This window comes from Flavobacterium saliperosum, assembly GCF_900100625.1.
GTDB classification, from domain to species: domain Bacteria; phylum Bacteroidota; class Bacteroidia; order Flavobacteriales; family Flavobacteriaceae; genus Flavobacterium; species Flavobacterium saliperosum.
In genome coordinates this window covers 217251-242022 of record NZ_FMTY01000003.1, presented here as the reverse complement: position 1 = coordinate 242022, position 24772 = coordinate 217251, and the positions used below count along the sequence as shown (strand labels likewise).

Annotated in this window: 24 protein-coding genes and 2 tRNA genes; 12 read left to right on the top strand and 14 right to left on the bottom strand. The window is 39.8% G+C overall.

Annotated features, from left to right (window positions below):
* Positions 1 to 21 precede the first annotated feature (21 nt).
* Positions 22 to 1797 carry an arginine--tRNA ligase gene (gene argS / locus BLQ05_RS07400; protein ID WP_023577173.1) on the bottom strand — a complete coding sequence of 592 codons (1776 nt, stop codon included), beginning with the start codon at positions 1795 to 1797 and terminating at the stop codon, positions 22 to 24.
* Positions 1798 to 2092: 295 nt separating this feature from the next.
* Here argS and BLQ05_RS07395 point away from each other — a divergent pair, with 295 nt between their 5' ends.
* On the top strand, positions 2093 to 4600 hold the full coding sequence (locus tag BLQ05_RS07395; protein WP_035654798.1) for a TonB-dependent receptor: 2508 nt from the start codon (positions 2093 to 2095) through the stop codon (positions 4598 to 4600).
* A 94-nt stretch (positions 4601 to 4694) separates the two neighbouring features.
* Here BLQ05_RS07395 and BLQ05_RS07390 read toward each other — a convergent pair whose 3' ends face one another.
* Positions 4695 to 5702, bottom strand: coding sequence for a 3-oxoacyl-ACP synthase III family protein (locus BLQ05_RS07390; protein ID WP_035654800.1), 1008 nt, complete (start codon positions 5700 to 5702; stop codon positions 4695 to 4697).
* 194 nt (positions 5703 to 5896) lie between these two features.
* Between BLQ05_RS07390 and BLQ05_RS07385 the strand changes: the two genes are divergently transcribed.
* Positions 5897 to 8311, top strand: a complete 2415-nt coding sequence (locus BLQ05_RS07385) for a S9 family peptidase (protein WP_035654801.1) — start codon at positions 5897 to 5899, stop codon at positions 8309 to 8311.
* A gap of 42 nt (positions 8312 to 8353) precedes the next feature.
* Here the strand turns inward: BLQ05_RS07385 and BLQ05_RS07380 are convergent, their stop codons facing one another.
* Both BLQ05_RS07380 and BLQ05_RS07375 read right to left on the bottom strand, forming a co-directional pair.
* Positions 8354 to 8740 (bottom strand): hypothetical protein, encoded by a 387-nt coding sequence (locus BLQ05_RS07380; protein ID WP_023577177.1) that lies wholly within the window; start codon positions 8738 to 8740, stop codon positions 8354 to 8356.
* 2 nt (positions 8741 to 8742) lie between these two features.
* Entirely contained in the window at positions 8743 to 9687 is a 945-nt protein-coding gene (locus BLQ05_RS07375; RefSeq protein ID WP_023577178.1) for an ABC transporter ATP-binding protein, read from the bottom strand.
* A gap of 136 nt (positions 9688 to 9823) precedes the next feature.
* Between BLQ05_RS07375 and BLQ05_RS07370 the strand changes: the two genes are divergently transcribed.
* The gene (locus tag BLQ05_RS07370; protein ID WP_023577179.1) at positions 9824 to 10447 is read left to right on the top strand and encodes a hypothetical protein; all 624 of its coding nucleotides are present in this window, start codon (positions 9824 to 9826) and stop codon (positions 10445 to 10447) included.
* A gap of 58 nt (positions 10448 to 10505) precedes the next feature.
* Here the strand turns inward: BLQ05_RS07370 and BLQ05_RS07365 are convergent, their stop codons facing one another.
* Positions 10506 to 11201, bottom strand: a complete 696-nt coding sequence (locus tag BLQ05_RS07365) for a YiaD family glycine zipper/OmpA-like lipoprotein (protein ID WP_023577180.1) — start codon at positions 11199 to 11201, stop codon at positions 10506 to 10508.
* A gap of 15 nt (positions 11202 to 11216) precedes the next feature.
* Entirely contained in the window at positions 11217 to 11669 is a 453-nt protein-coding gene (locus BLQ05_RS07360) for a lipocalin family protein (protein WP_023577181.1), read from the bottom strand.
* 185 nt (positions 11670 to 11854) lie between these two features.
* Here BLQ05_RS07360 and htpG point away from each other — a divergent pair, with 185 nt between their 5' ends.
* Entirely contained in the window at positions 11855 to 13735 is a 1881-nt protein-coding gene (gene htpG / locus BLQ05_RS07355) for a molecular chaperone HtpG (RefSeq protein WP_023577182.1), read from the top strand.
* A 59-nt stretch (positions 13736 to 13794) separates the two neighbouring features.
* Here the strand turns inward: htpG and BLQ05_RS07350 are convergent, their stop codons facing one another.
* A complete protein-coding gene (locus tag BLQ05_RS07350) occupies positions 13795 to 14382 on the bottom strand; it encodes a murein L,D-transpeptidase catalytic domain-containing protein (RefSeq protein ID WP_023577183.1) in 588 nt (195 codons plus the stop codon).
* A gap of 178 nt (positions 14383 to 14560) precedes the next feature.
* On the opposite strand from BLQ05_RS07350, the gene BLQ05_RS07345 reads away from it, so the two are divergent.
* The 8 genes from BLQ05_RS07345 to BLQ05_RS07310 all read left to right on the top strand — a co-directional run bounded on the left by BLQ05_RS07345 (position 14561) and on the right by BLQ05_RS07310 (position 21463).
* Positions 14561 to 15469, top strand: a complete 909-nt coding sequence (locus tag BLQ05_RS07345) for an EamA family transporter (protein WP_023577184.1) — start codon at positions 14561 to 14563, stop codon at positions 15467 to 15469.
* Between the two features lie 54 nt (positions 15470 to 15523).
* Positions 15524 to 15877 (top strand): DoxX family protein, encoded by a 354-nt coding sequence (locus BLQ05_RS07340; RefSeq protein WP_023577185.1) that lies wholly within the window; start codon positions 15524 to 15526, stop codon positions 15875 to 15877.
* 29 nt (positions 15878 to 15906) lie between these two features.
* Entirely contained in the window at positions 15907 to 16623 is a 717-nt protein-coding gene (gene aqpZ, locus BLQ05_RS07335) for an aquaporin Z (protein ID WP_262486497.1), read from the top strand.
* A gap of 61 nt (positions 16624 to 16684) precedes the next feature.
* Positions 16685 to 17284 (top strand): alpha-ketoglutarate-dependent dioxygenase AlkB family protein, encoded by a 600-nt coding sequence (locus tag BLQ05_RS07330; RefSeq protein ID WP_023577187.1) that lies wholly within the window; start codon positions 16685 to 16687, stop codon positions 17282 to 17284.
* A 153-nt stretch (positions 17285 to 17437) separates the two neighbouring features.
* Complete coding sequence (locus BLQ05_RS07325; protein WP_023577188.1) at positions 17438 to 17719, top strand: TIGR03643 family protein; 282 nt, start codon at positions 17438 to 17440, stop codon at positions 17717 to 17719.
* A 42-nt stretch (positions 17720 to 17761) separates the two neighbouring features.
* The gene (locus BLQ05_RS07320) at positions 17762 to 18703 is read left to right on the top strand and encodes an alpha/beta hydrolase family protein (protein WP_023577189.1); all 942 of its coding nucleotides are present in this window, start codon (positions 17762 to 17764) and stop codon (positions 18701 to 18703) included.
* A gap of 46 nt (positions 18704 to 18749) precedes the next feature.
* A complete protein-coding gene (locus BLQ05_RS07315; protein WP_023577190.1) occupies positions 18750 to 20609 on the top strand; it encodes a M61 family metallopeptidase in 1860 nt (619 codons plus the stop codon).
* Between the two features lie 143 nt (positions 20610 to 20752).
* Positions 20753 to 21463 (top strand): DUF4369 domain-containing protein, encoded by a 711-nt coding sequence (locus BLQ05_RS07310; RefSeq protein WP_035654804.1) that lies wholly within the window; start codon positions 20753 to 20755, stop codon positions 21461 to 21463.
* 114 nt (positions 21464 to 21577) lie between these two features.
* Here BLQ05_RS07310 and BLQ05_RS07305 read toward each other — a convergent pair.
* From BLQ05_RS07305 to idi, 7 genes are all read right to left on the bottom strand, one after another.
* Positions 21578 to 21651, bottom strand: a tRNA-Thr gene (locus BLQ05_RS07305).
* Between the two features lie 60 nt (positions 21652 to 21711).
* Positions 21712 to 21785, bottom strand: a tRNA-Thr gene (locus BLQ05_RS07300).
* 122 nt (positions 21786 to 21907) lie between these two features.
* Positions 21908 to 22174 (bottom strand): hypothetical protein, encoded by a 267-nt coding sequence (locus BLQ05_RS07295; RefSeq protein ID WP_023577192.1) that lies wholly within the window; start codon positions 22172 to 22174, stop codon positions 21908 to 21910.
* Positions 22175 to 22229: 55 nt separating this feature from the next.
* Positions 22230 to 23201, bottom strand: a complete 972-nt coding sequence (locus BLQ05_RS07290) for a type I phosphomannose isomerase catalytic subunit (RefSeq protein ID WP_023577193.1) — start codon at positions 23199 to 23201, stop codon at positions 22230 to 22232.
* Complete coding sequence (locus BLQ05_RS07285; RefSeq protein ID WP_035654760.1) at positions 23202 to 23660, bottom strand: peroxiredoxin; 459 nt, start codon at positions 23658 to 23660, stop codon at positions 23202 to 23204.
* On the bottom strand, positions 23660 to 24070 hold the full coding sequence (locus BLQ05_RS07280) for a 6-pyruvoyl trahydropterin synthase family protein (RefSeq protein WP_023577195.1): 411 nt from the start codon (positions 24068 to 24070) through the stop codon (positions 23660 to 23662). Before BLQ05_RS07280 ends, BLQ05_RS07285 begins: the two co-directional genes overlap by 1 nt.
* 34 nt (positions 24071 to 24104) lie before the next feature.
* On the bottom strand, positions 24105 to 24632 hold the full coding sequence (idi, locus tag BLQ05_RS07275; RefSeq protein WP_023577196.1) for an isopentenyl-diphosphate Delta-isomerase: 528 nt from the start codon (positions 24630 to 24632) through the stop codon (positions 24105 to 24107).
* Positions 24633 to 24772 lie beyond the last annotated feature (140 nt).

Genomic DNA, 24772 nt, shown 5'->3' with positions numbered 1-24772 from the left:
TCTCAACTAACTACTTTTTATTTACATTCTCTCCGGCACCGTGATTCCTAGCAAACCAAATGCCGATTTAATTACTTCGCCTACTTTTTTAGACAATTGCACGCGGAAGATTTTCTTCATTTCGTCTTCTTCGCCTAAAATGGAAACCGACTGATAAAACGAGTTGTATTCTTTGACCAAATCGTAGGTATAATTGGCTATCAGAGCCGGACTGTGGTTTTTGGCCGCATCCTGAATGACAACCGGGAATGCCTCAATTTGTTTCAATAATTCTTTTTCCTTTTCGTGGATTTCCACCACAACGTCTTTGCTCAAATCGAAATCGGCTTTTCTTAAAATCGATTGGATTCGCGCATAGGTATACTGAATAAAAGGCCCCGTGTTTCCGGCAAAATCAACCGATTCTTCCGGATTGAACATCATTCCTTTTCTCGGATCCACTTTCAGCATGTAATATTTCAACGCCCCCATTCCGATGGTAGTGTATAACTTCGCTTTTTCCTCTTCGGAATAGCCTTCCAGTTTTCCTAATTCTTCCGATATTTCTCGTGCGGTTACCACCATTTCTTCAATTAGATCATCGGCATCTACCACGGTTCCTTCACGGGATTTCATTTTTCCGGAAGGCAATTCCACCATTCCGTACGATAAATGATATAAATCTTCGGCCCAGTCGAAACCTAATTTTTTCAGAATCAGGAACAATACTTTAAAGTGGTAATCCTGTTCGTTTCCTACGGTATAGACCATTCCGCCCACATCCGGATTGTCTTTCACACGCTGAATCGCGGTTCCGATATCCTGCGTCATGTAAACGGCTGTACCGTCCGAACGCAATACTATTTTTCGGTCTAAACCATCCTCGGTTAAATCAATCCAAACCGAACCGTCTGGATCTTTTTCGAAAATGCCTTTTTCCAATCCGAACTGCACCACTTCTTTTCCTAACAAATAGGTGTTGCTTTCGTAATAATACGAATCGAAATCTACACCCAAACCGTTATAAGTAACTGCGAAACCATCGTATACCCATTGGTTCATGGTCTTCCAAAGCGTTACCACTTCAGGTTTTCCGGCTTCCCAGTCCAAAAGCATTTGCTGTGCTTCCAGAATCATGGGTGCTTGTTTTTTGGCTTCTTCTTCCGATTTGCCTTGCGCCATTAAAGCAGCAATTTCGGTTTTATAAGCCTTATCGAATTCTACATAATATTTCCCAACCAATTTATCGCCTTTTAAACCAGATGTCTCAGGTGTTTCTCCGTTTCCGAATTTTTGCCAGGCCAACATCGATTTACAGATATGGATGCCACGGTCGTTGATAATTTGGGTTTTGTATACTTTTTTACCCGAAGCTTTAATGATTTCAGCTACGGAAGATCCCAAAAGAATGTTTCTCACGTGTCCTAAATGCAACGGTTTGTTGGTATTGGGTGAAGCAAACTCAACCATAATGGCTTTGGCATCCTCTTTTGGAGTTACGAAACCGAAGTTGTTGGTATTTTTAATTTCGTTGAAGAAATTCAGATAATACGCATCGGAAATCACGATGTTCAAAAAACCGGAAACCACATTAAAACGGTCTACTTCAGCTACGTTCTGAACCAAATAATCCCCAATTCTATTCCCCAATTCCACCGGGTTGCTTTTCACCAGTTTCAATAGCGGAAAAATCACTACCGTTATGTCTCCCTCAAATTCCCGACGGGTAGCCTGAAATTCCACTTTTTCGAGTGTAACATCAAATAAATCCTGAACTGCTTTCTGGATTTTTTCCGTAAGAATTTGTTGAAGTATCATAATCTTTGATTTTTTAAGGGTGCAAAGATACGTTTAATTGCAGAAATTGAAAATTAGAAAATCACAAATTTTAACGCTGAAATTCAACACTTTATCGAATACAATTTACTAATGCGTAATTTTTTATGGAAATTATGTAACAATTGATCCCTTTATGAGTCTATTATTCGTGAGTTACGAAATGGTAACAGTTGCCCCAAAAATATTTTTAATGAAAAGAATACAATCAAATAATCATCAATCAACCCGAAACGCAGCCGAACCATTTGGAGCGCATCGGAAAAAAATCAAAAGCATGAAACTTAAATTATTCATCGTTTGTTTGTTGGGTTCTATCAGCTCGACATTCGCACAGGCTCCCGCAGCAGCAGGAAATCCGGGCAGTGTTTCCGGTAAAATCGTTGATAAAACCACCAAAGAACCCATTGGTTATGCCTCGGTTTCGATAAAAGACGGCGCTAAAGTAGTAACCGGAGCCATTTCTCAGGAAAACGGAAATTTCAACATTCCCAATCTGGAACTGAAAAGCTACACTTTAGAAGTTCAGTTCATAGGATATAAGACGTATACAAAAGCCATTGTTTTAAGCACTTCCGACAAGTCACTAAACGTGGGTACGATTGCGATTGAATCCGAAGCCACCCAATTGGAAGGCGTAAATATCGTTGCTGAGCGTTCTAACATTGTTCAGAAAATCGACCGCAAAGTGGTGAATGTCGGCAAAGATTTGGTTGCCTCGGGAACAACTGCATCAGACATTCTTAACAATGTTCCAACAGTAAGCGTTGATCCGCAAACCAAAGAATTAAGTTTAAGAGGAAACAGCAATGTACGTGTGCTGATTGACGGAAAACCATCCAATGTCGATGCAGCACAGTTGTTACAGCAAATCCCATCGGCTTCCATCAAACAAATTGAGTTGATTACCAATCCTTCGGCAAAATACAATCCGGAAGGAATGAGCGGAATCATCAACATCATTCTTCACAAAAATGCAAACCAAGGGTTTAACGGCTCTTTAAATACGGGTGTGACATTTGGTATTACGCCAAAAACCAACTCCGCTTTAAACATGAATTATAAAGTCGGAAAAGTGAATTTCTACACCAACTACGGATACAATCACGGTATCAATGCCAACCATGGAGATGTTACCAGTGAAAACCCAACGCGTGAAAGCTTCCAGGAGTTTAAATTCAGAAATCTTAACAACTCGCATTTATTGAAATTCGGAATGGATTTTTATATCAACGAAAAGAACACGATATCTGCGTATACCAACCAGAACATTACCCATTCAGACGGTTTCGGAAGCACTACTGTTGATTATTTTGACAATACTTCGGTTTTTCTTGATGACAACCCGAATGTTCCCGGTCCGGTTGATCCTTTAGATCCGGCAACTTATTTCACAAGAACCAACAGAGATACACAGCAGTTGTTCCGCAATGAAAACGAAAACAAAAACCAGACGTATGATATGGTTTTTAAACACGATTTTGCTAAAAAGGGTGAAAACTTAGAATTTCAGGCGAATTTTTCAAAAACGAAAAACAATGAAAACACAGATTATATCGATACGCAATACACGCCAACCGAAGATTCATACAGAACCAATTTAATCGACACGAAAACGAATTATACGCAGTTAAACCTTGATTATGTAAATCCGTTATCGGAAACTTCAAAAATCGAAGTGGGAGCCGAAACCAGATTGCAAAAAACCGACAGTAATTTCGACAATGTTTCCGGGACGTATTTTGCAGCCAATAATTTCGATTTCAAAAGAGATATCCATGCAGTCTACACCAATTACGGCAAGCAATGGAACAAATGGAGCGCACAATTAGGTGTACGTGTAGAGGCATATAAAATTGAAGCCAACTTTGAAACGCTTTCCACAAATCCGGCTGACGACAAATCCCAAACGGTAACCGATGATATTTTCACAGCCTATCCGTCTGCTTTCCTTACATACACTGTAAATGAGAAAAACTCTTTCAACTTCAATTATTCCAGAAGAGTGGACAGACCAAGTATTGGACAAATCAATCCGATCAGAGAGTGGACAACGCCTACGATGGAATCAAGAGGTAATCCGGATTTAGTACCTCAGTTCACGAATTCATTTGAAATTAATTACACCAGAAACACCAAATTGGGTTCTGTTACCACAGGTGTTTTCTACAGAAGAATCAATGATGAAATTTCAAGAGTAGTGTTTAATGATCCGAACGATGAAAACCGAAAAATACTTTCTTTCGACAATTTCAACGACAATAATGCCTACGGTGTAGAAGCCTCAGGCAACCTTAAATTCACAAAATGGTGGGCGGTTAATGCTAGTGCTGATGCCTATTTCAAAACAGTACGCGGTACGGTTCAAAACGCGACTACTGACGAATTTGAAAATGCCGAAGTGGATGTTACGACATTCAACACGAGACTAAACAATACGTTCACACTTAACAAAAATTTACGTGTTCAATTGTTCGGAATGTACAGAGGACGCGACTTGAGTCTTCAGTTCGAAAGAAAGCCAATGTACAAAGCCGATTTAGGGATGACGTATAATGTGATGAAAGGAAAAGGTACGATTACGATCCGATCCAATGATATTTTCAACACCATGCGTTTTGCTTTTGACGGCGATATTCCGTACAGACAACACGGGGCTTTTTACTGGGAGAGCCAAACCTTATATGTTGGGTTTAACCTAATGTTCGGTGGTGGAAAGAACAGAGAATTACAACGCAAACAACGTGATACCAACGAAACGCAAGGTAGTGGCGGAATGTTCTAAATGTGAGTTTTTAGTTTTTCAATTATATTTAACCAAAAAACCTCGGAGATGGTCAACTCCGAGGTTTTTTATTGTAGTTTGATTTATCCGTTTTTTACCAGCGGATAATCACACTTCCCCAGGTAAATCCGCTCCCGAAAGCTGCCAGAACCACCAAATCACCCTCTTTTATTTTTCCTTTTTCCCATGCTTCAGTTAAAGCAATCGGAATAGAAGCGGCTGTTGTGTTTCCGTATTTTTGGATGTTGTTATATACCTGATCGTCGGTTAATTGGAATTTCTGCTGAATAAACTGAGAGATACGCAAATTCGCCTGATGCGGAATCAGCATATCAATATCTGAAACCTGCAGGTTGTTCGCCTCTAACCCTTCATTAATCACCTCACTGAAACGAACCACCGCATTTTTGAATACGAATTGTCCGTTCATGTGTGGATAGTAACTTTCATCGTCCGGGTCGTTATCGGATAAAATATCGGTTACCCAGCGTTTTCCCATACCCGGCGCAATCAACACCAATTCTTCGGCGTGTTGGCCTTCCGAATGCAAATGCGTGGATAAAATCCCTTTTGTGGTATCTTCCGTTCGGCTTAAAACGGCTGCACCGGCACCATCTCCGAAAATTACGGAAACACCACGGCCGCGATCGGTCATGTCCAAACCGGTGGAATGTACTTCCGAACCGATTACCAGAATGTTTTTATACATTCCGGTTTTAATGAACTGATCGGCAACCGATAACGCATACACAAATCCGGAACACTGGTTACGGACGTCCAAAGCACCAACGGTTCTCAAACCCAAATCGCGTTGTACCAAAACTCCAGGACCCGGGAAATAGTAATCCGGACTCAGCGTGGCAAAAACCACAAAATCAATAGCCTCTTTAGCCACTCCGGAGCGTTCGATAGCTATTTCAGCCGCTTTTACGCCCATAGAAGTTGTCGTGTCTTCACCTCTTATAATATGACGACGCTCCTGAATTCCGGTCCGTTCCTGAATCCATGCATCGTTGGTATCCATTTTTTTCGACAAATCGTCGTTGGTAACAATATTTTCCGGAACGTAAAAGCCTAGTCCAGAGATTTTTGAATGATACATCATCTTTGTTTTTTTGTTAAAAATCGGGCTACAAATTTAAGCATAATTGAAATTATAATTAATATTAGCACTTTTTTTTTCGATTACAGCAATTCTTATCCGATAAATTGGTGATTTTTAACAATTCCATACTTCATTTCTTACTTAAAAATAGTATTTTAGAGGCTTTCATTTTTCAAAAAACCATTTACTACATGAAACTACTTTATAAATCTGTATTCTTCTTATTCTTAAGCAGTTCGCTTTTTGCACAGGAAAACCTAACCTACCAAAAGCCTTCCAAAGAAATTTTGGCATTGGCAGAATACGAAAGAGCACCATCGGTAACAATGGACACCAAAAAAGAATGGATGCTGTTGAGCTACCGCAACACTTACAAGAACTTAGACGATTTGAATCAGGAGGAAATGCGTTTGGGCGGGTTGCGAATCAATCCGATTACCAATATTTCCAGTACGGTTACCTACATCAATAACCTGAAAGTTCGTCGTATAAAAGACAAAAACGAACTTCAGGTTCAGGGTTTACCGAACAATCCGAAAATTGCCAACTTATCGTGGTCACCCGATGAAAAGAAAATAGCATTCACCCACACTACCACTTCGGGCGTAGAACTTTGGGTTTTGGATATTGCATCGGCGAAAGCTTCCAAATTATCATCCGACAATCTGAATGCCAACATGGGCAACCCAATCAGTTGGTTCAGAGACGGACAGCATCTTCTGGTAAAGACATTATTAACAAACCGTTCCGCTTTGATTGATGCCAAAAAGGATTTGCCTGCCGGACCTATCGTTTCCAACAGCGAAGGAAAAGTATCCCAAAACAGAACGTATCAGGATTTACTGAAAAACAAAACCGATGAAACCAATTTTGAAAATCTGGTAACCTCCGAATTGTACAAAATCGATTTGAACGGAAAAGCCGAATTATTCAAAAAAGCCGACATGTATGCGGGTGAATCCTTCTCTCCGGACGGAAATTACATTATGATTTCGACATTACAAAAGCCGTTTTCCTACATCGTACCGTTAAGCCGTTTCCCGCAAAAAACAATCGTTTATGAGAAATCCGGAAACGAAATCAAAGTGGTGAATGAAGTGCCGCTGAATGAAATTATGCCCAAAGGTTTCATGGCCGTCCGTAAAGGAAAAAGAAACATGAGTTGGAGAAATGACACTCCGGCAACGTTGTGTTATGTGGAGGCTTTAGACGGTGGCGACCCTGCCAACAAAGTGGAATTCCGAGATGAAGTTTTCCTATGGAATGCCCCTTTCGCTTCGGCACCCACTTCATTGGTAAAAACGCCGCAACGCTATGCCGGCATCACCTGGGGTAATGATAAAATTGCTGTGGTTTATGACAGCTGGTACGATACCCGAAACACCAAAACCTACCTGATCAATCCATCCAATCCATCAGAAGCGCCCAAAGTGATTTCTGACCGAAATTCGCAGGACATCTATTCCGATCCCGGAAACTTTGAAACGAAGAAAAACGCATATGGCAGACAGGTGCTAGCAATGGAGAACGACAATGCCTATCTGATTGGAAACGGATTCACCAAAGAAGGGCAATTCCCTTTCATTGATGAGTTCAACACCAAAACCTTAAAAGCCAAACGTTTGTACCAATCGGCTTTCAAAAACAAAAAAGAAGACATCCTGTCGATTGAAGATTATAAAAAAGGAGAGGTTCTGGTTCAAATCCAATCACCAACCGAATTCCCGAATTATTATTTCCGAAACATCAAATCGAAAGACAAAATCACACCGATAACCGCCTTCAAAAACCCATTTGAAAGCATTAAGAACGTGTATAAAGAAGTCATCAAATACAAACGTAAGGACGGCGTGGAATTATCGGGAACATTATACCTTCCGGCAAATTACGACCGCAAAGCGAAAAAAGAAAAACTTCCGTTACTAATTTGGGCCTACCCAACCGAATTTAAAGACAAGAATTCGGCAGGACAATCCAATCAGAACCCGAACGAATTCACCTTCCCTAATTACGGTTCGTTTGTATATTGGGTAACCAAAGGCTATGCGGTATTGGATGACGCTTCGTTCCCGATTATCGGAGAAGGAAAAACAGAACCCAACGACACGTTCATTACGCAATTGGTAGCTAACGGAGAAGCGGCCATTGACGCGGTGGATAATTTAGGCTACATTAATCGTAAAAAAGTAGCTGTGGGCGGACATTCGTATGGTGCTTTCATGACGGCAAATTTATTAAGCCACTCCAACTTATTTGCCTGTGGGATTGCCCGAAGCGGGGCGTACAACAGAACCCTAACGCCTTTCGGTTTCCAGAGCGAACAACGCAATTACTGGGAAGTTCCGAACATTTACAACGGAATGTCACCGTTCATGAATGCGGAAAAAATGAAAACCCCTTTGCTATTGGTTCATGGAGAAGCGGATAACAATCCGGGGACGTTCACCCTACAAACCGAGCGTTACTTCCAGGCTTTGAAAGGTTTGGGAGCGCCGGCAAGAATGGTTATTTTACCGAAAGAATCACACGGATATGCCGCTAAGGAAAATATTTTCCACCTGCTTTGGGAACAAGATCAGTTCCTGGAAAAATATCTGAAAAACTAATTTATAAATCAAACCCCGAATGTTAGTATTCGGGGTTTCTTTTTACAATAGCCTCTTTTTTATGTTTTGAATTTTCAGATTCCTTTCCATGGAAAAAGTGGCCGTTTTTGCATTTACGTACTCGTAAAGCAGCAAGGCTTTTTCATTAAAATCTGATTTACCGATATGCGCCAGAATATCTGCAAAAATTTCGATATTTTCAGGAGTAAAACACTGATTTTGAATCAAAAAAGATACTAGTTCGTCCTTTGGAATTCCCTCAATGGTATCCAAATCAAAACCCAATTCTTTCTTTAGTGCGACATTAATCTGTGAAACGGCAGTACTAAAATCAGCATCCGATGTGCTTCCGATAAGTTTTTCAAACATTCTTTTCAATACAAATCCCAACTGCGCTATCTGTTTGGACAGGAAATCCTCTTTTGCCATAACTAACTGATCATTAAGGTTACTTCCGAATTGGAAGTCAATTCGGTTTCATGCTCGAAGAAAATCACTTTTCGGTCAAACACCGCTTTCACCAGATAATGGCTTCCTTTAAAATAGGATTGTTTTACCGTTACTCTTAAAAGACCGTTTTCGACCACTTTCAATTGGTGCGGATACAACAAAAGCGTTTCGTCTTCGCCTTCCGTGAATACAAGCTGCGAAAGCAATAATTCGTTCACTTCCCCAAAAAGAGAGGCCACATACTTGTTACTCGGATTATTATAAATCGTTGCCGAAACACCTTTCTCCACGATTTCCCCTTTTCGCAAAACCAGGGTCTCATCGGAAAAAGAAAGCGCATCCACACTGTCATGGGTGGCAATAATTACCGTAATCCCTTTGGATTTCAGATAGGCAAATAAATTTCTTCGCAGTGCGTTTTTCCTGAAATTATCAATATGACTGAAAGGTTCATCCAGTAACAAAACTTCCGGTTCAAGCGCTAAAACCCTTGCCAAAGCCACACGCTGCTGTTGTCCTCCGCTCAAGAACTGTGCTTTCACATTGGCAAATTCTGTCATTTCCACAATTTCCAACAATTCTTCAACCCGTTGCTTTTTCTGTTCGGGATAAAAATTAGAAAGAAACTTTCCCACGTTTTCGGCTACGGTAACATAGGGCATCAGATCAAAATCCTGCGCCAGATATTTCATAAACGGCATTCCGGGAACCAAATGGAATTTCGGTCCGGTTACTTCCGTGTCTGCCCAAAAAATCTGTCCCTGATCCAAATCATACAAACCGTAAATGAGTTTAAGGAGTGTGCTTTTACCGCAACCGCTTTCTCCCAAGACAGCCAAATTCGTCCCTTTAGCAACCGTAAAGTTGCAGTTATGAATGATCTTTTTATCCGTATATCCGAAGGAAATCGTTTTAACCTGTAGCATTGTTATCAAATAGAAGCTGCAAATTTAACCGCTAATAATCTTAATATGCATCCTTTATAACATTTTTTTAAATCCAAATTCGTTACTATTTGAAAGTTTATGTCTAATATTGCAGAAATTATAACCTACTAGTTGCATGAATTTTTCAGCCAAAAAACTGACATTCTTTTTTTTGTTTTTATCCTATTTCTCGTTTGGACAACGTGTGTATGATAACTACTCCATTGATGTAAACTACGGTCTATCAGGTGCATATGCTCCTTCCATAACAGAGTTATCGCATATCGATTTCGGATTTCGCTACATGTTTGGTGAAAAATGGGGAATTAAATTGGATTACGGAACCGATAAATTCAGAACCCAAAAATCGCCAAATGAAATGGGAACGGATTATCAGCGGATTTCTGTTCAGGCGGTTGGAAACCTGAATAACATTCTGGACGACCGAAGTTATTTTTACAACGAATACTTTTGCATTTTAGCACATGCAGGTGGTGGCTATGCCTGGCAGAAGTCGGTATCTTACCCCGAATGGGGGGGGCCTGGAATTGATGAAATTCCGCACATGATGATAGGACTTAATCCGCAATACACTTTTGCCGAAGGTTTTTCGGTAGGTATTGATGCCACAGCGATTATGAATTTGGCGCAGCACGTTAAATTTGACGGAACGCGTGTTTCCAGAGCTGCCGACAATGCTACTACAACATACACTTACAACTTAAGTCTGGGACTAACCTATACTTTTGGCGGAAAATAATAAAACAAAAACCCCCGAAGACATCGGGGGGTTTTATTTTATGGAAAATCCTTAAAACTTAATTTCCGGATTCTTTTTTCGCTTCCTCCACCATTTTTTCGTTAGCCGTAATGGCAAACTCAACTCGGCGGTTTTTAGCCCTTCCTGCATCAGTGTCGTTATCTGCAATCGGATCGGCCTCTCCCATTCCAACAGTAGTGAATCGAGCAGAAACCAAACCTTTTCCGGCCATATAACTTCGAACAGCCGCAGCACGTTGCTCTGATAAATTCAAATTGTATTCATCCGAACCTTTACTGTCGGTATATCCGTAAATCTGAATATTAGTATCCGGATATTCTTTAAATACCGGAACCAATTTGTCTAAATTTTGTTTGGCTGTAGCCGTTAATGTCGATTTGTTAAAATCAAAATTCACGGAGTTTTCACCCAAAATCAAACGGATTCCTTCTCCTACCCTTTCCACTTCAACGCCCGGCAACGCTTCCTTGATTTCACGTGCCTGTTTATCCATTTGTCTTCCGATTATGGCGCCGGCAGTTCCTCCGATTACACCTCCAAGAACGGCACCCAAAGCCCCTTTTCCTCCTTTACCAAGATTATTTCCCAAAACACCACCGATAACAGCACCTCCCACAGCACCTATTACGGCTCCTTTTTGAGTATTGTTGGCATTTTTAACTGATTTACAACTTGTAAAAGCAGCTCCCATTGTAAGGGTCAACGCCAAAATATAAATACTTACCTTTTTCATATTATTCTTGTTTATTTAATTAACTTTTTGAAATTGATACACAATATCCGCATTATTTCCGCCAACATTGATTTTGTCAACCAATTGAAAAGAATTCTCCGATTGGTTGGCAATTCGTAAACGGTAACCCTGAGTGACTTTTCTTGCTTTGGCATCTTCTCCGATAAACTTCAGGGTAAACTCTTTTTCCGGGGTAATGGACCACACGATATCGCTATTGAAATCGGTACATTGGGTTAATTCGACCGTTCCCGTATTATTATTGGACACAAACTGCCACTTACTGCCTACAAAACACTTGGAATCGGCAATTTGAAACGAAGTGGCTTTAAAATACTCCGAACCGGCATAACTTACGTTAGTGATGGTCCATTTTCCTTTTAATCCGATTTGTGATTTGGTATCGATAGTAGGTTTGCACGAAAACAGGAACAAGGCAAAAAAACTTAAAAGCAATAACTTTCTCATAAAAATATATTTTGATTTTACGTAAATAATTTTAGTAATTAAAAACGTACTAATTTAACGAATTATTACCCATTAAACGGCAAATTGTTTTTTTTTTAACACTTATGTCAATTTGTCACTTCCATCGCATTTGGTATTTAATTTGACGAAAAGCCAGCATAACTTTTAATTAAAATTCACAGTATATGACAACAGGAAAAATTAATGTTTCGGTAGAGAACATCTTTCCGTTAATCAAGAAATTTTTATACAGCGATCACGAGATTTTCCTTCGTGAGTTGGTTTCCAATGCCACCGACGCTACTTTAAAGTTAAAACACCTCACCAGCATTGGTGAAGCAAAAGTGGAATACGGCAATCCGGTTATCGAAGTGAAAATCGACAAAGAAGGCAAAAAGCTTCACATTATCGATCAGGGCTTGGGGATGACGGCGGAAGAAGTCGAAAAATACATCAATCAGGTCGCCTTTTCGGGTGCGGAAGAATTTTTGGAGAAATACAAAGATTCGGCTAAAGACAGCGGCATCATCGGGCATTTCGGTTTGGGCTTCTATTCTGCCTTCATGGTAGCGGAAAAAGTCGAAATCATCACCAAATCCTATAAAGACGAACCGGCGGCACATTGGACGTGTGACGGCAGTCCGGAATTCACATTAACTCCATCAGACAAAACCGAACGCGGAACCGAAATCATCCTTCATATTGCCGAAGATTCCCTGGAGTTTCTGGAAGACTTCAAAATCCGTGAATTGTTAACCAAATACAACAAATTCATGCCGGTGCCGATTAAATTCGGAACCCGTAAGGAGAAAAAAGCGTTTGGCATAGGCGAAGAAGAAAAAATGGAGGAAATTGAGGTGGACAACATCATCAACAATCCAACGCCGGCATGGACAAAACAACCGGTGGATTTAGATGAGGACGACTACAAAAACTTCTATCGCGAATTGTATCCGATGCAGTTTGAAGAACCGTTATTCAACATTCACCTGAACGTGGATTACCCGTTCAACCTAACCGGAATCCTGTATTTCCCGAAAATGTCGGCCGATTTACAGATTCAGAAAGATAAAATCCAATTGTACCAAAATCAGGTGTATGTAACTGATAACGTGGAAGGCATTGTGCCTGAATTTCTTACGATGCTGAAAGGGGTAATCGATTCTCCGGACATTCCGTTAAACGTGTCGCGTTCCTACTTACAAGCGGATGGCGCGGTGAAGAAAATTTCAAATTACATTACGCGTAAAGTTGCCGATAAACTGAAAGCGTTATTCAACGAAAACCGCGAAGATTTCGAACAAAAATGGAACGACATAAAAATCGTTTTGGAATACGGAATGCTATCCGAACCGAAATTCTATGAAAAAGCAGGCGCCTTTACATTATATCCAACAGTAAACAAAAAATACTACACGCTGGAGGAATTGAAAGAAACGATTAAAGACAAGCAAACCGATAAAGACGGAAAATTAGTGATTCTGTATGCTTCCGACAACGATGCACAACACAGTTATGTGGAAGCTGCCGAAGCCAAAGGATACGAAGTCTTGTTATTGGATTCGCCAATCGTATCGCATCTGATTCAGAAACTGGAATCCGATAACGAAAACCTGCAGTTTGTTCGCGTGGATTCGGATCATATTGACAATTTGATCAAGAAAGACGACAATCAGATTTCGAAATTGTCCGATGAAGAAAAAGAAACGCTGAAAACCACTCTGGAATCCATTGTTCCTACAACCACATACACGGTACAACTGGAAGCGATGGACAGCAAAGCCGCGCCGTTTATGATTACACAACCGGAATTCATGCGTCGTATGAAAGAAATGAGCAAAACAAGCGGCGGAGGAATGTTCGGCATGGGCAACTTCCCGGAAATGTACAATCTGGTGGTAAATACCAATTCGGATTTGGCGACTTCCATCGTAAACGAAAAAGACAAAACCGCTCAGGAAAACCTGGTAAAACAAGCTCTGGATTTAGCCAAACTGTCACAAGGTTTATTGAAAGGCGAAGAATTGACCGCTTTTGTGAAACGTAGTTTTGAATTGATTAAGTAAGCTTCTTAAAAGTCATTATCATTAAACAAAACCTGCAGGAAAATCACTTGCAGGTTTTTTTATTCGATAATCCAAAGCAAAACGGGTTTGTTGGTAGTTTTCAGTTTCTTATCCAATTTTCTCATAAACGCATCCGAAACCGCAGGACAGCCCCAACTTAGAGGAGAATAAAGAGGAAATATCTCCTTATTGGCGACTTTTTCCCAGGAATGCAACACCACAATGCGTTCCACAGCGGTTTTATTCGTGGTTTCCAAACCTTCCAGCCAGTATTTCACCTTAATGCCCCACGTACTGTAATCGCGCTTTCCAATCCTGTATTTCCCTTTCATGGAACAATGACTGTCGGTTTCCGTGCTGAATCTCACCTTACTGTATTTGGCGGTATTGACTTCGAAATGATCACAGGCACCATGTGTTACCAGATTTTTATCGGTAATTTTTGATTTTGTAAAATCATAGACATAAAACCGGTTTTTTCCGGAATGCACGCTCAAATCAATCAGAAAATAATACTCCTCATTGAAGTTGTTTTCCTTGCAAAATTTTTTAGCTTCCAAATGGCAATCGGCATAGGTTGCTTTGGCCCCGTTTGAGGAATTACAGCTGATAAAAGAAACGATAATCAGAAGGAGCTTTCTTTTCATGGCGCATTAAAATTTCAGAGATACTGTTTAAACACCACTCTTTTAATTTTAGTATGATTTACCTGAACTAATTTTAATCCGCCCGTCTATACCCAAACCAAAAACCACAACTTTCTGTCTGCAAACAACATAATTTAAACAAAACCCTTATCTTTGCCGGCTTTTTAAAATTGAAAATATGTTTGGGAACAGAGTATTAAAGGGAGTTTTCCTGGTAGGTTTAGGTGCTACCAGTTATGGGATGTTGGCCACTTTTGTAAAATTGGCGTATGAGGAAAAATACACCACGGCAGAAGTAACGTCATCACAATTCATATTGGGAATTATTGGAATTTTATTAATCAATGCTTTTCAGAAAATAAAAAAAGGAAACGGTGTAATTAAGGCTACCGGAAGAAATGTTTTTCATTTGATGCTGGCCGGAACCTCGCTAGGCATGACCAGCATTTTCTATTATTTGGCCGTAAAATACATTCCGGTTTCGATTGGAATCGTTTTGTTAATGCAAACGGTTTGGATGGGAGTATTACTGGAGTGGTTTCTGGATAAAAAAGCGCCTTCCATACAAAAAATCATTTCGGTTATTATTGTTTTGATTGGAACTGCTTTGGCCATAAACATTTTTAAAATCGACTTCAATGACCCCGAAATAGATTGGACAACCGGAATTTTCTGGGGAATTTTAGCGGCGGCCTCCTTTACAACCACCATGTTCACCGCTAACAAAGTAGCCGTGGGCATTTCTTCGGCACAAAGAAGTTTGTACATGCTTTTAGGTGGTGCCGTTATCGTATTTGGATTTAGTTTATACACCCAAACCGCGCCTTTCAATTTTGACATTTTCATGAAATGGGGCATCGTTTTAGCGGTTTTCGGAACGATAATACCTCCTATGTTGATGAATGCCGGGTTTCCAAACACCGGAATCGGATTGGGAAGTATTGTTTCCTCTCTGGAATTGCCGGTTTCCGTTACAATGGCTTTCTTCATCCTGAACGAAACGGTGGTTTTCACACAATGGATAGGGATTTTATTAATAATTCTCGCTATTGTTATTATGAATGTAAATTTTAAAAATAAATCGTAATTTTTTAACATTTTTATATTTTTTTAAGTAAATTCGTAATAAATATACCTTATTATGAGTTTACCTTGGCACTTATACCTGATGGCTTCGCTCTACATTATTGCAGGGTTAAATCATTTCAGAACGCCAAGACTCTATCTCAAAATCATTCCGCCTTATTTCCCCAATCCTAAGACACTCAACCTGATTTGCGGTTTTTCTGAAGTGATTCTGGGGATTGCGCTTTGCATTCCCGTGGTTTCAAAATTCGCCGCCTGGGGCATTATTGCCTTACTCATTGCTGTTTTTCCGGCTAATATTTATATGTATCTGCACGATGATGCCGGCTTAGGCATTCCGTCCTGGTTACGGTTTATTCGTTTACCATTTCAACTGGTATTATTGTATTGGGCCTTTTGCTACACCTGAATCAATTTTAATCCACACATAATAAAAACATCAGCAGTATGAAAAAACTATTCGCAGAATTTTTCGGAACCTATTGGTTAGTATTTGGAGGTTGTGGGAGCGCCCTTTTTGCGGCAGGTATCCCTGAGTTAGGTATTGGTTTTACCGGTGTTTCTTTAGCTTTCGGGTTAACCGTTTTAACCATGGCGTATGCGGTTGGACACATATCGGGCGGACACTTTAATCCCGCAGTTTCTTTCGGATTGTGGGCCGGCGGTCGTTTTGACATTAAAGATTTGATTCCTTATGTCATTGCGCAATGTTCAGGCGCCATTACGGCTGCCGCCACGCTGTTTTTTATCGCATCGGGGAAAGCCGGATTTGCCATCGACAACACGAAAGCAGGTGCTTTTGCTTCCAACGGTTATGGCAGTTTCTCACCCGACGGTTTTTCCATGGCATCCGCTTTTACGGTCGAATTTGTTCTCACGATGTTTTTCCTGTTAATCATCCTTGGCGCTACCGATAAATTGGCTAACGGAAAATTTGCCGGAGTAGCCATTGGTTTAGCACTCACCTTAATTCATCTGATCAGCATCCCAATCACCAATACCTCTGTAAATCCGGCCCGTTCCACGTCACAGGCATTATTTACTCAGGGCGAACCCTTACTTCAGTTATGGCTATTTTGGCTGGCTCCAATTTTAGGGGCGATCGTTGCGGGAATTATTTATAAAAACCTGCTCCAGAAAAACGATTCGGAATAAATTGCTGCATACAAATCAAAAGCGGTGAAAGCATTCATCGCTTTTTTTTTAATTTTGAATTATGAATTTGTTTCCGAAAGATAAAATCACGTTCGATTTACCCGATGCTGACATCGAATACTATCCGGATTTCGTTTCGGAAACGGAAGCCCTTTCGTTATTTCACAAACTCCTTGATGAAATTCCGTGGCAGCAGGACAACATCACCGTTTTCGGAAAAACACATCAACAACCCAGACTAACTGCTCTATTCGGAAAGGAAGGAAAACCGTATTCCTATTCCAACATAAGTATGCATCCACATCCCTGGAACGAATTACTGACAAAAATTAAACTGAAAGTCGAAAAGACAACCGGACACACGTTCACTTCGGTATTACTCAATTTATACCGCGATGGAAAAGACAGTAACGGCTGGCACGCCGATAACGAAAAAGAACTGGGACAAAATCCAATAATCGCTTCGGTAAGTTTCGGAGAAAAAAGAACCTTTCAGTTAAAACACAATACCATAAAAGAGGCCAAACAAAGTATCGTTCTGGAAAACGGAAGCCTACTTTTAATGAAGGGAACCACACAACACTATTGGAAACATCAGATTCCGAAAACAACAAAACCAATAAATCAACGAATAAATCTTACGTTTCGTACAATTTTATAAAACAAAATGCAAAGGTGATTTCCTTTTTGGTCTGATTTTTGTAAATTCATAAAAAATAAAACTCACGTATTTCTAAATCCGTTTTTTTAGTAATATTGAGTAACGATTTATAAATAGTACTAAAACCAGTTTATTGTATTAATTTTTCATCTAATGAAAAAAAGAAAAATTTCAGAAATGGACAACGAAACGCTAGAACGTGTTGTCACAATGGCTCAGGAGGAAAAAAAGCCTTTTGAAGTATTAAAAGAAGAATTTGGTATTTCAGAAAACGATGTTACTGAACTGATGCGGAAAAAATTGTCTAAAGACAATTTCGAACTTTGGAAAAAGAAGGTTACAGCAAGCAAACCGAAACCAAAACCTCTAAAATTCAATGAAATTGAGGATGACGAGTTAGACAGCAAATACTATTTTAAAAATAAAATGGATTAAAACAGAAATCTCCTATATTTGGGAGATTTTTTTTACACAAACATGAAGCAAACCCTCAACCTCCTATTGTTGCTTTTCACGACAATGGCATTTTCTCAAACCGAAAATTTTTCGAAAGAAGAAATCGCCGTTTCGACTTTAATTAAAGGCGACCTGTACACGCCCAAGAACGGAAAATCACAAAAAAGCCTGATTATTCTTTTGGCCGGATCGGGACCAACCAACCGCAACGGGAATCAAATCGGAATGCAGAACAATTCCCTGAAATACCTTGCGGAAGAATTGACCAACGGCGGCTACAGCGTGTTTACTTTCGATAAAAGAATCATCGCTCAGATTATAGCCGGTACCGTAAATGAATCGGAAGCAAGATTTGACGATTTGATTTCCGATGCGACAAGCGTAGCCGATTATTTTAAGAAAACGAACCAATACAACAAATTCATTTTTGCCGGACACAGCGAAGGATCATTAGTAGGAATGATTGCCGCCCAACAAACCAAAGCAGACGCCTATATTTCGCTTGCAGGAGCCGGAAGAAGCATTGATGAAGTTCTGGTGGAACAACTTGAAAAGCAAATACCTTCGCTTAAAGAGAAAACCATTGCCTACCTGAACCTGCTAAAAAAGGGAGAAACATTTAAGAATGATACTCCGGTTTTAAATTCACTGTTCCGGGAAAGCGTTCAGCCTTATATGATTTCGTGGTTAAAATACAATCCGCAGCAGGAAATCAAGAAAGTAAACTGTCCGACGCTAATTATTAATGGTGATAAAGACCTACAGGTAACCCCAAAAGATGCCCGACTGTTAAACGAGGCGCAACAAAAAAGCACACTGGTCATCATCAAAGACATGAACCACGTTTTCAAAACCGTTACGGGAGACGAAAAGGAGAATATGGAAACTTATTCAAAGCCAGAAGTAAAGAACAATCCGGAACTTTCAGAAACCATACTAAAATTCTTAAACAACAGATTGTAACAAAAAACACAACTGTGCTACTTATTGATATATCAAAAACGAAATAATGAAAAAACTAATTTGCACATTGGCATTGGCCGCAGTGTTAGTAAGCTGCAAAACGGCACAAAATAACACGCCGACAATAAACGACGTAAATGTTGCTATTGATTTGGTAAACGTAACCGACGATAAGGTTATGGTAACCATCACACCACCAACTTTCACCACAGAAACAATTACATTCCACATTCCGAAAACCGTTCCCGGAACGTATTCCGAAGACAATTACGGAAGATTCATCGAGGATGTAAAAGCATACGATGCCCAAGGAAACCTTTTGGCTGTCACAAAAAAAGACGAGAATTCATGGACGATTGCCGATGCTAAAAAAATCAGCAAAGTAACCTATTTGGTAAACGACTCATTTGACGTGGAAGTTTCAGGAGGCATGGGCGGAAAAGATGTTTTCTCTCCGGCCGGAACAAACATTGCAGCAGGCGAGAATTTCATGATAAATACACATGGTTTTGTGGGGTATTTCGAAGGAAAATCGGAGCTTCCATACAAAGTAACCATTGCGCACCCGGCAGCTTTATGGGGCGCCACTTCATTGACAGACACAGATGCCAGCGCCGATAAAGATGTATTCATGACATCCCGTTATGCCGAATTGGTAGACCACCCGATCATGTATTCCAAACCGGATTATACGGCGTTTAAAGTAGACGATATGGATATTTTAATCAGCGTGTATTCGCCAAACGGAACCTACAAAGCAGCAGACATCACGCCAGCGATGGAAACGATGATGCGCGCTCAGAAAAAATTCTTAGGCCCGGTAAATGCCACCAAAAAATACAGCGTTTTATTGTATTTATCCGATATGAAAAAAGCCGATGCTAAAGGTTTCGGCGCTTTGGAACACACCACATCCACTACGGTAGTGATGCCGGAAATGATGCCGAAAGCAGCCTTATTGGAACAATTGAAAGATGTGGTTTCCCACGAATTCTTCCATATCGTAACACCTTTAACGGTACACTCTACGGAAATCCAATATTTCGATTTCAACAATCCGAAAATGTCGGAACACCTATGGATGTATGAAGGGGTAACGGAATATTTCGCGAATCTTTTCCAGGTAAACCAAGGTTTAATATCCGAAGAAGACTTCTACAACAGAATGGTGGATAAAATTGACCAGTCCAAACGTTTTGATGAAAAAATGCCGTTCACCACGATGAGTAAAAACATTTTGGACAAACAATACAAAGATTCCTATTATAATGTTTACTTAAAAGGAGCTTTGATTGCCATGTGTATCGACATTCAAATGAGAGAGAGCAGTAATGGCGAAAAAGGAATTTTAGATCTAATGCACGCATTATCTGCAGAATACGGAACCAAAAAAGCGTTTAACGATGCCGAATTGTTTGCGAAAATAACATCCTTATCTTATCCGGCCGTTGGGGAATTCCTAAAAACCTATGTTGCGGGAGAAACGCCGATTCCTTACGATCAGTACTTTGCAAAAATGGGCGTGACTCAGGCAAAAGTCAAAAAAGCGGGCAATCCATTCTTAAAAGACCAGTCTACCCCATACATTACGGTAGATCCCGCCACGAAAGAAATCAAAATTCTTCCGGAAATCGAACTGAATACGTTCATGAAATCCCTTGGCATTAAAAATGACGATGTCATTGCAGCGGTTAACGACACCAACTACAATTTAGACAACATCTATGATTTAATTATGTTAAGCATGGGATGGAAAGAAGGCGATCCGATTACCGTTAAAATCAAACGCAACGGAAAAGAGCAACTTCTGAAAGGAAAAGTCACCTTACCAATGGAGGAAGTGGAAGGTTTCCATGCCACGGACAGCAGCAAAGCGAAATTAAAAGAAGGCTGGTTAAAAGGCTAGTATTTCTTTTTAATACAACTATCCCCGATTTACAATGTAGGTCGGGGATTTTTATTTCCTTTCGATTCACAAGCGCCATGCAAAGTTTCTTTACAGGCATTTCAATTAATTTTCTTTACTTTGCAACCATTAAACCAAAAAGAATGAAAAAATTACTGATTGCCGCTTTAGCCTTTTCTGCTTTAGTGGCCTGCGATAAAAAAGAAAGCGATAAAAACCTGCACTTAACCGGAAAAATTGAAGGTTTAAAAAAGGGCAAATTATACATCCAGCACATTGTTGATACAAGTTTAGTAACCTTGGACAGTATTATGGTGGAAGGCGATGCCAATTTCAAAAGCGATTTACAAATTTCGGAACCGGAAATGTTGTATTTATCCCTGGACAGAGGAAATTCCAACTCCTTAGACAACATCTTACCTTTCTTTGCCGAACCGGGCAATATGACCATTGAAACCTCTTTAAAAGAGTTTTATGCCAAAGCAAAAGTAACCGGTTCAAAAAACAACGATCTGTACAATGATTTTAAGAAAATTAAAATGCGTTACAATGACGAGCAGAATAAAACGTTAAGCTTTACAATATTGGCACGAAAAATCAATAATGTCCAAAAATTAGACAGTTTAAACCAGCGTGCTGACAAACTAACCATGAGAAGGTATCTGGACGCCATTAACTTTGCGGTTAACAACGGAAATCACGAAGTGGCGCCTTACATTGCCCTGACAGAAATTTATGATGCGAACATCAAATATTTAGACACCATCCAAAAAGCAATGTCTCCTGAGGTTGCCAAATCCAAATACGGAAAACAGTTAACCGAATTTATTGCAAGACGAAAAACATCCGAATAATGTAAAGGGATGGAATAATAAAAAAAGCGACCGTTAACGGTCGCTTTTTTTTATTGATGCTTTTCACAAAAAGGTTCAAAAACAAAAAAGGTTTCCAAAATTGGAAACCTTTTGAGCCGATAGAGGGACTCGAACCCACGACCTGCTGATTACAAATCAGCTGCTCTAGCCAGCTGAGCTACACCGGCAACTTGTACTGTTGCTTTTGTTTCAGTAAGAAACCACGCTGCGCGTGTTAGAAAAAATTGAGCCGATAGAGGGACTCGAACCCACGACCTGCTGATTACAAATCAGCTGCTCTAGCCAGCTGAGCTACACCGGCGTCTCAATTATTCACAAACACTTCTGTTTATAGGGGCTCGTGAATTACTTTTCGGGTGCAAATATAATGGAGTTTTTCAAACTTCCAAATTCTTATTTGCACTTTTTTAAGTTTTTTTCAGACTACAATTTGTTGATTTTTTCAACCAACTGAGTAGCAACAACTTCTAAATCTTTATTAATTTGTTTGTAATGTGCTTTTTTATTCTCCACTTTCTTTTGGTTCACTTTAGTGATCAAACCATCAAAAGAGGCGATAGCTTCATCAATCAATGCATCAGATTCAGCAGATGGTTTCCCTGTTGTAGTCATCTCATAGATATAAACTGCTTCAATAATATCACCCAATACGAAGTTGATGTCTTTTTTTAAGTTTTTTACGCTTGCCATTTTATTTTGTTTAAAATTTCGTTTGCAAAATTACAATTAATCTTTAGATAATAAGTTAAGAAATAAATATTTCTAACAAAGTGCCTTTACCAACCAATTCAAAATCAGTTAAAGCCGCCGGAAGTAAAACCGTATCGCCTTTTTTAAAGGAATACTTTAGGAATGAATCGGTTACCACATAAAATTCCCCTTCCGTACATACCAAAACCGTAAACGATTCGCCGTCTTTATTAAAATTCATTTTTCCGTCCAACGGAATGATATTCGTGGTAAAATAAGAACAATGAACGACTTGGTTTCTTGTGTTCGGTTTGGATTCGTACTTTCTTTGTGCGGCTACCTCATCATAGGTTATGGCATCCAAAGCCTGTTCGATGTGCAACTCGCGTGAATTCCCCTGAGCATCAACCCGATCCCAGTCGTAAATGCGATAGGTAATATCCGAAGTCTGCTGAATTTCAGCTAACATCACTCCTGCCCCTATTGCGTGAATGGTTCCGGTTTCCAAAAAGAAAACATCTCCTTGCTGCACGGGTATTTTATTTAAAATCGACACCAGTGATTTTTGTTCCAAATGCTGTAAATATTCGGAAGCGGAAGACTTTTTCTTAAAACCTACTATAATTTCAGCACCTTCATCGGCCTGCATCACATACCACATTTCAGTCTTTCCGAAAGAATTATGACGTTCTTTTGCCAAGGCATCATTCGGATGGAGCTGAATCGACAAATCTTCTCGGGCATCCAGAAACTTAAACAACAAGGGAAATTCGCTTCCAAAACGTTCATAAACGGTTGATCCGAGAATTTCTTTCGGATAGTTCTGAAGCAATTCGTTTAAGGAAATCCCGGCAAAATTTCCGTTAGCCACTACGCTTACATCTCCGGGAACAGTCGATATTTCCCAACTTTCACCCGTTGTTGGCGTTAGAATATCTTTATTTAAAAGTGTCCGGAGTTTTTCTCCCCCCCAAATTCGGTCTTTTACGATTGGCTTAAAAACCAGTGGATAGCTCTCGAAATTCATTTACACTAACTTTTTCACTGCTTCCACCACTTTTGGAAAATGGCTTTCTGCATTCATACTGTCAAAAACCAAACGAACAATCCCTTGTTTATCCACAACATAAGTAACTCTTCCGGGAAGCAACCCTAAAAGATTCGTTGGTACGCCAAATAGCTTTCTCAGGCTCTTATCTTGATCGGAAAGTAAGGTAAACGGCAACTTATACTGTTCCGCAAATTTTTTATGGGATTTCACACTGTCACCGCTGATTCCGATAACTTCAGCTCCTACATCCTTAAATTCCTCAAATTGGTCCCGAAAAAAACAGGCCTGCTTGGTACAGCCCGGTGTATCGTCTTTGGGGTAAAAATAAATCACCAACACTTTTTTATGCAATACCGAAGCAATGTAAAAATCATCTCCGTTTTGGTCTTTAGCGCCAAACAAGGGCAACTTATCCCCTACTTTAATCTCTCCCATTATTCGCCTTTATAGGTTACGAAATTACGCGGCGTCTCATACAACACCACTTCCAGATCATTTCCGGCCACTATTCTTTTTCTGATTTTATTCCAGATAACAACCACTATGTTTTCAGCTGTGGGATTCAAATCCTGAAATTCGGGTACGTCCAGATTCAAATTTTTATGATCAAACTGGGTTTCGACTTCTTCATAAATAATATCTGCCAAATCCTTGATATCCATTACATACCCTGTTTCCGGATTGATTTTTCCGGTAACACTCACAATCAGTTCATAATTGTGTCCGTGAAAATTCGGATTGTTGCATTTTCCGAAAACAGTCTCATTTTGCTCCACAGACCAATCCTTGCGATACAAACGATGTGCCGCATTAAAATGGGCTTTTCTACTGACAGTTACTCTCATTTAATTTTGAAATTAGAATTCAGAAATCAGAATTTTAAAGTTTATGATCTTCAAGGAAATGATAAAATTCATCAAATATGATTTTGAACCATACCGTATAAATGTCCGGATTCTGTTCCATATCCAATTTTACGGCGTCCACAGCCATCCATTTCCAGCTTTCCACCTCATCGTCATTAATTTTCGGCGCCTCATTATAATAACCAATCATTACGTGATCGAGTTCGTGTTCGGTCAAACCATTATCAAAAGGTGCTTTGTAGATAAACGAAAACAGTTCTTTCAACTCGGTGGTAAAACCCATTTCTTCCCGCAATCTTCGTGTTCCGGCCTGAATATTACTTTCACCTTCGCGTTGGTGACTGCAGCAGGTATTGGTCCACAATAACGGGGAATGGTACTTATGATGCGCTCTTTGCTGGAGCATGATTTCGTTTTTCTCATTCAGAACAAACACTGAAAAAGCACGATGTAACACCGCTTTCTCATGCGCTTCCAATTTTGGCATCAAACCAATCTGTTCGTCTTTTTCGTTGACTAATATTACGTTTTCTTCTGTCATAATTGGTTATTACATGTCAAAAATACGAAAAAAGAAATGGTTTAAAAGGCTTTGTACTGATTCTGAAAAAATAATCCCTTTACAGCCGGAAACGGAAAAACAGGAACCGAACTACTGCATTCAGCAATCAAAACACAACA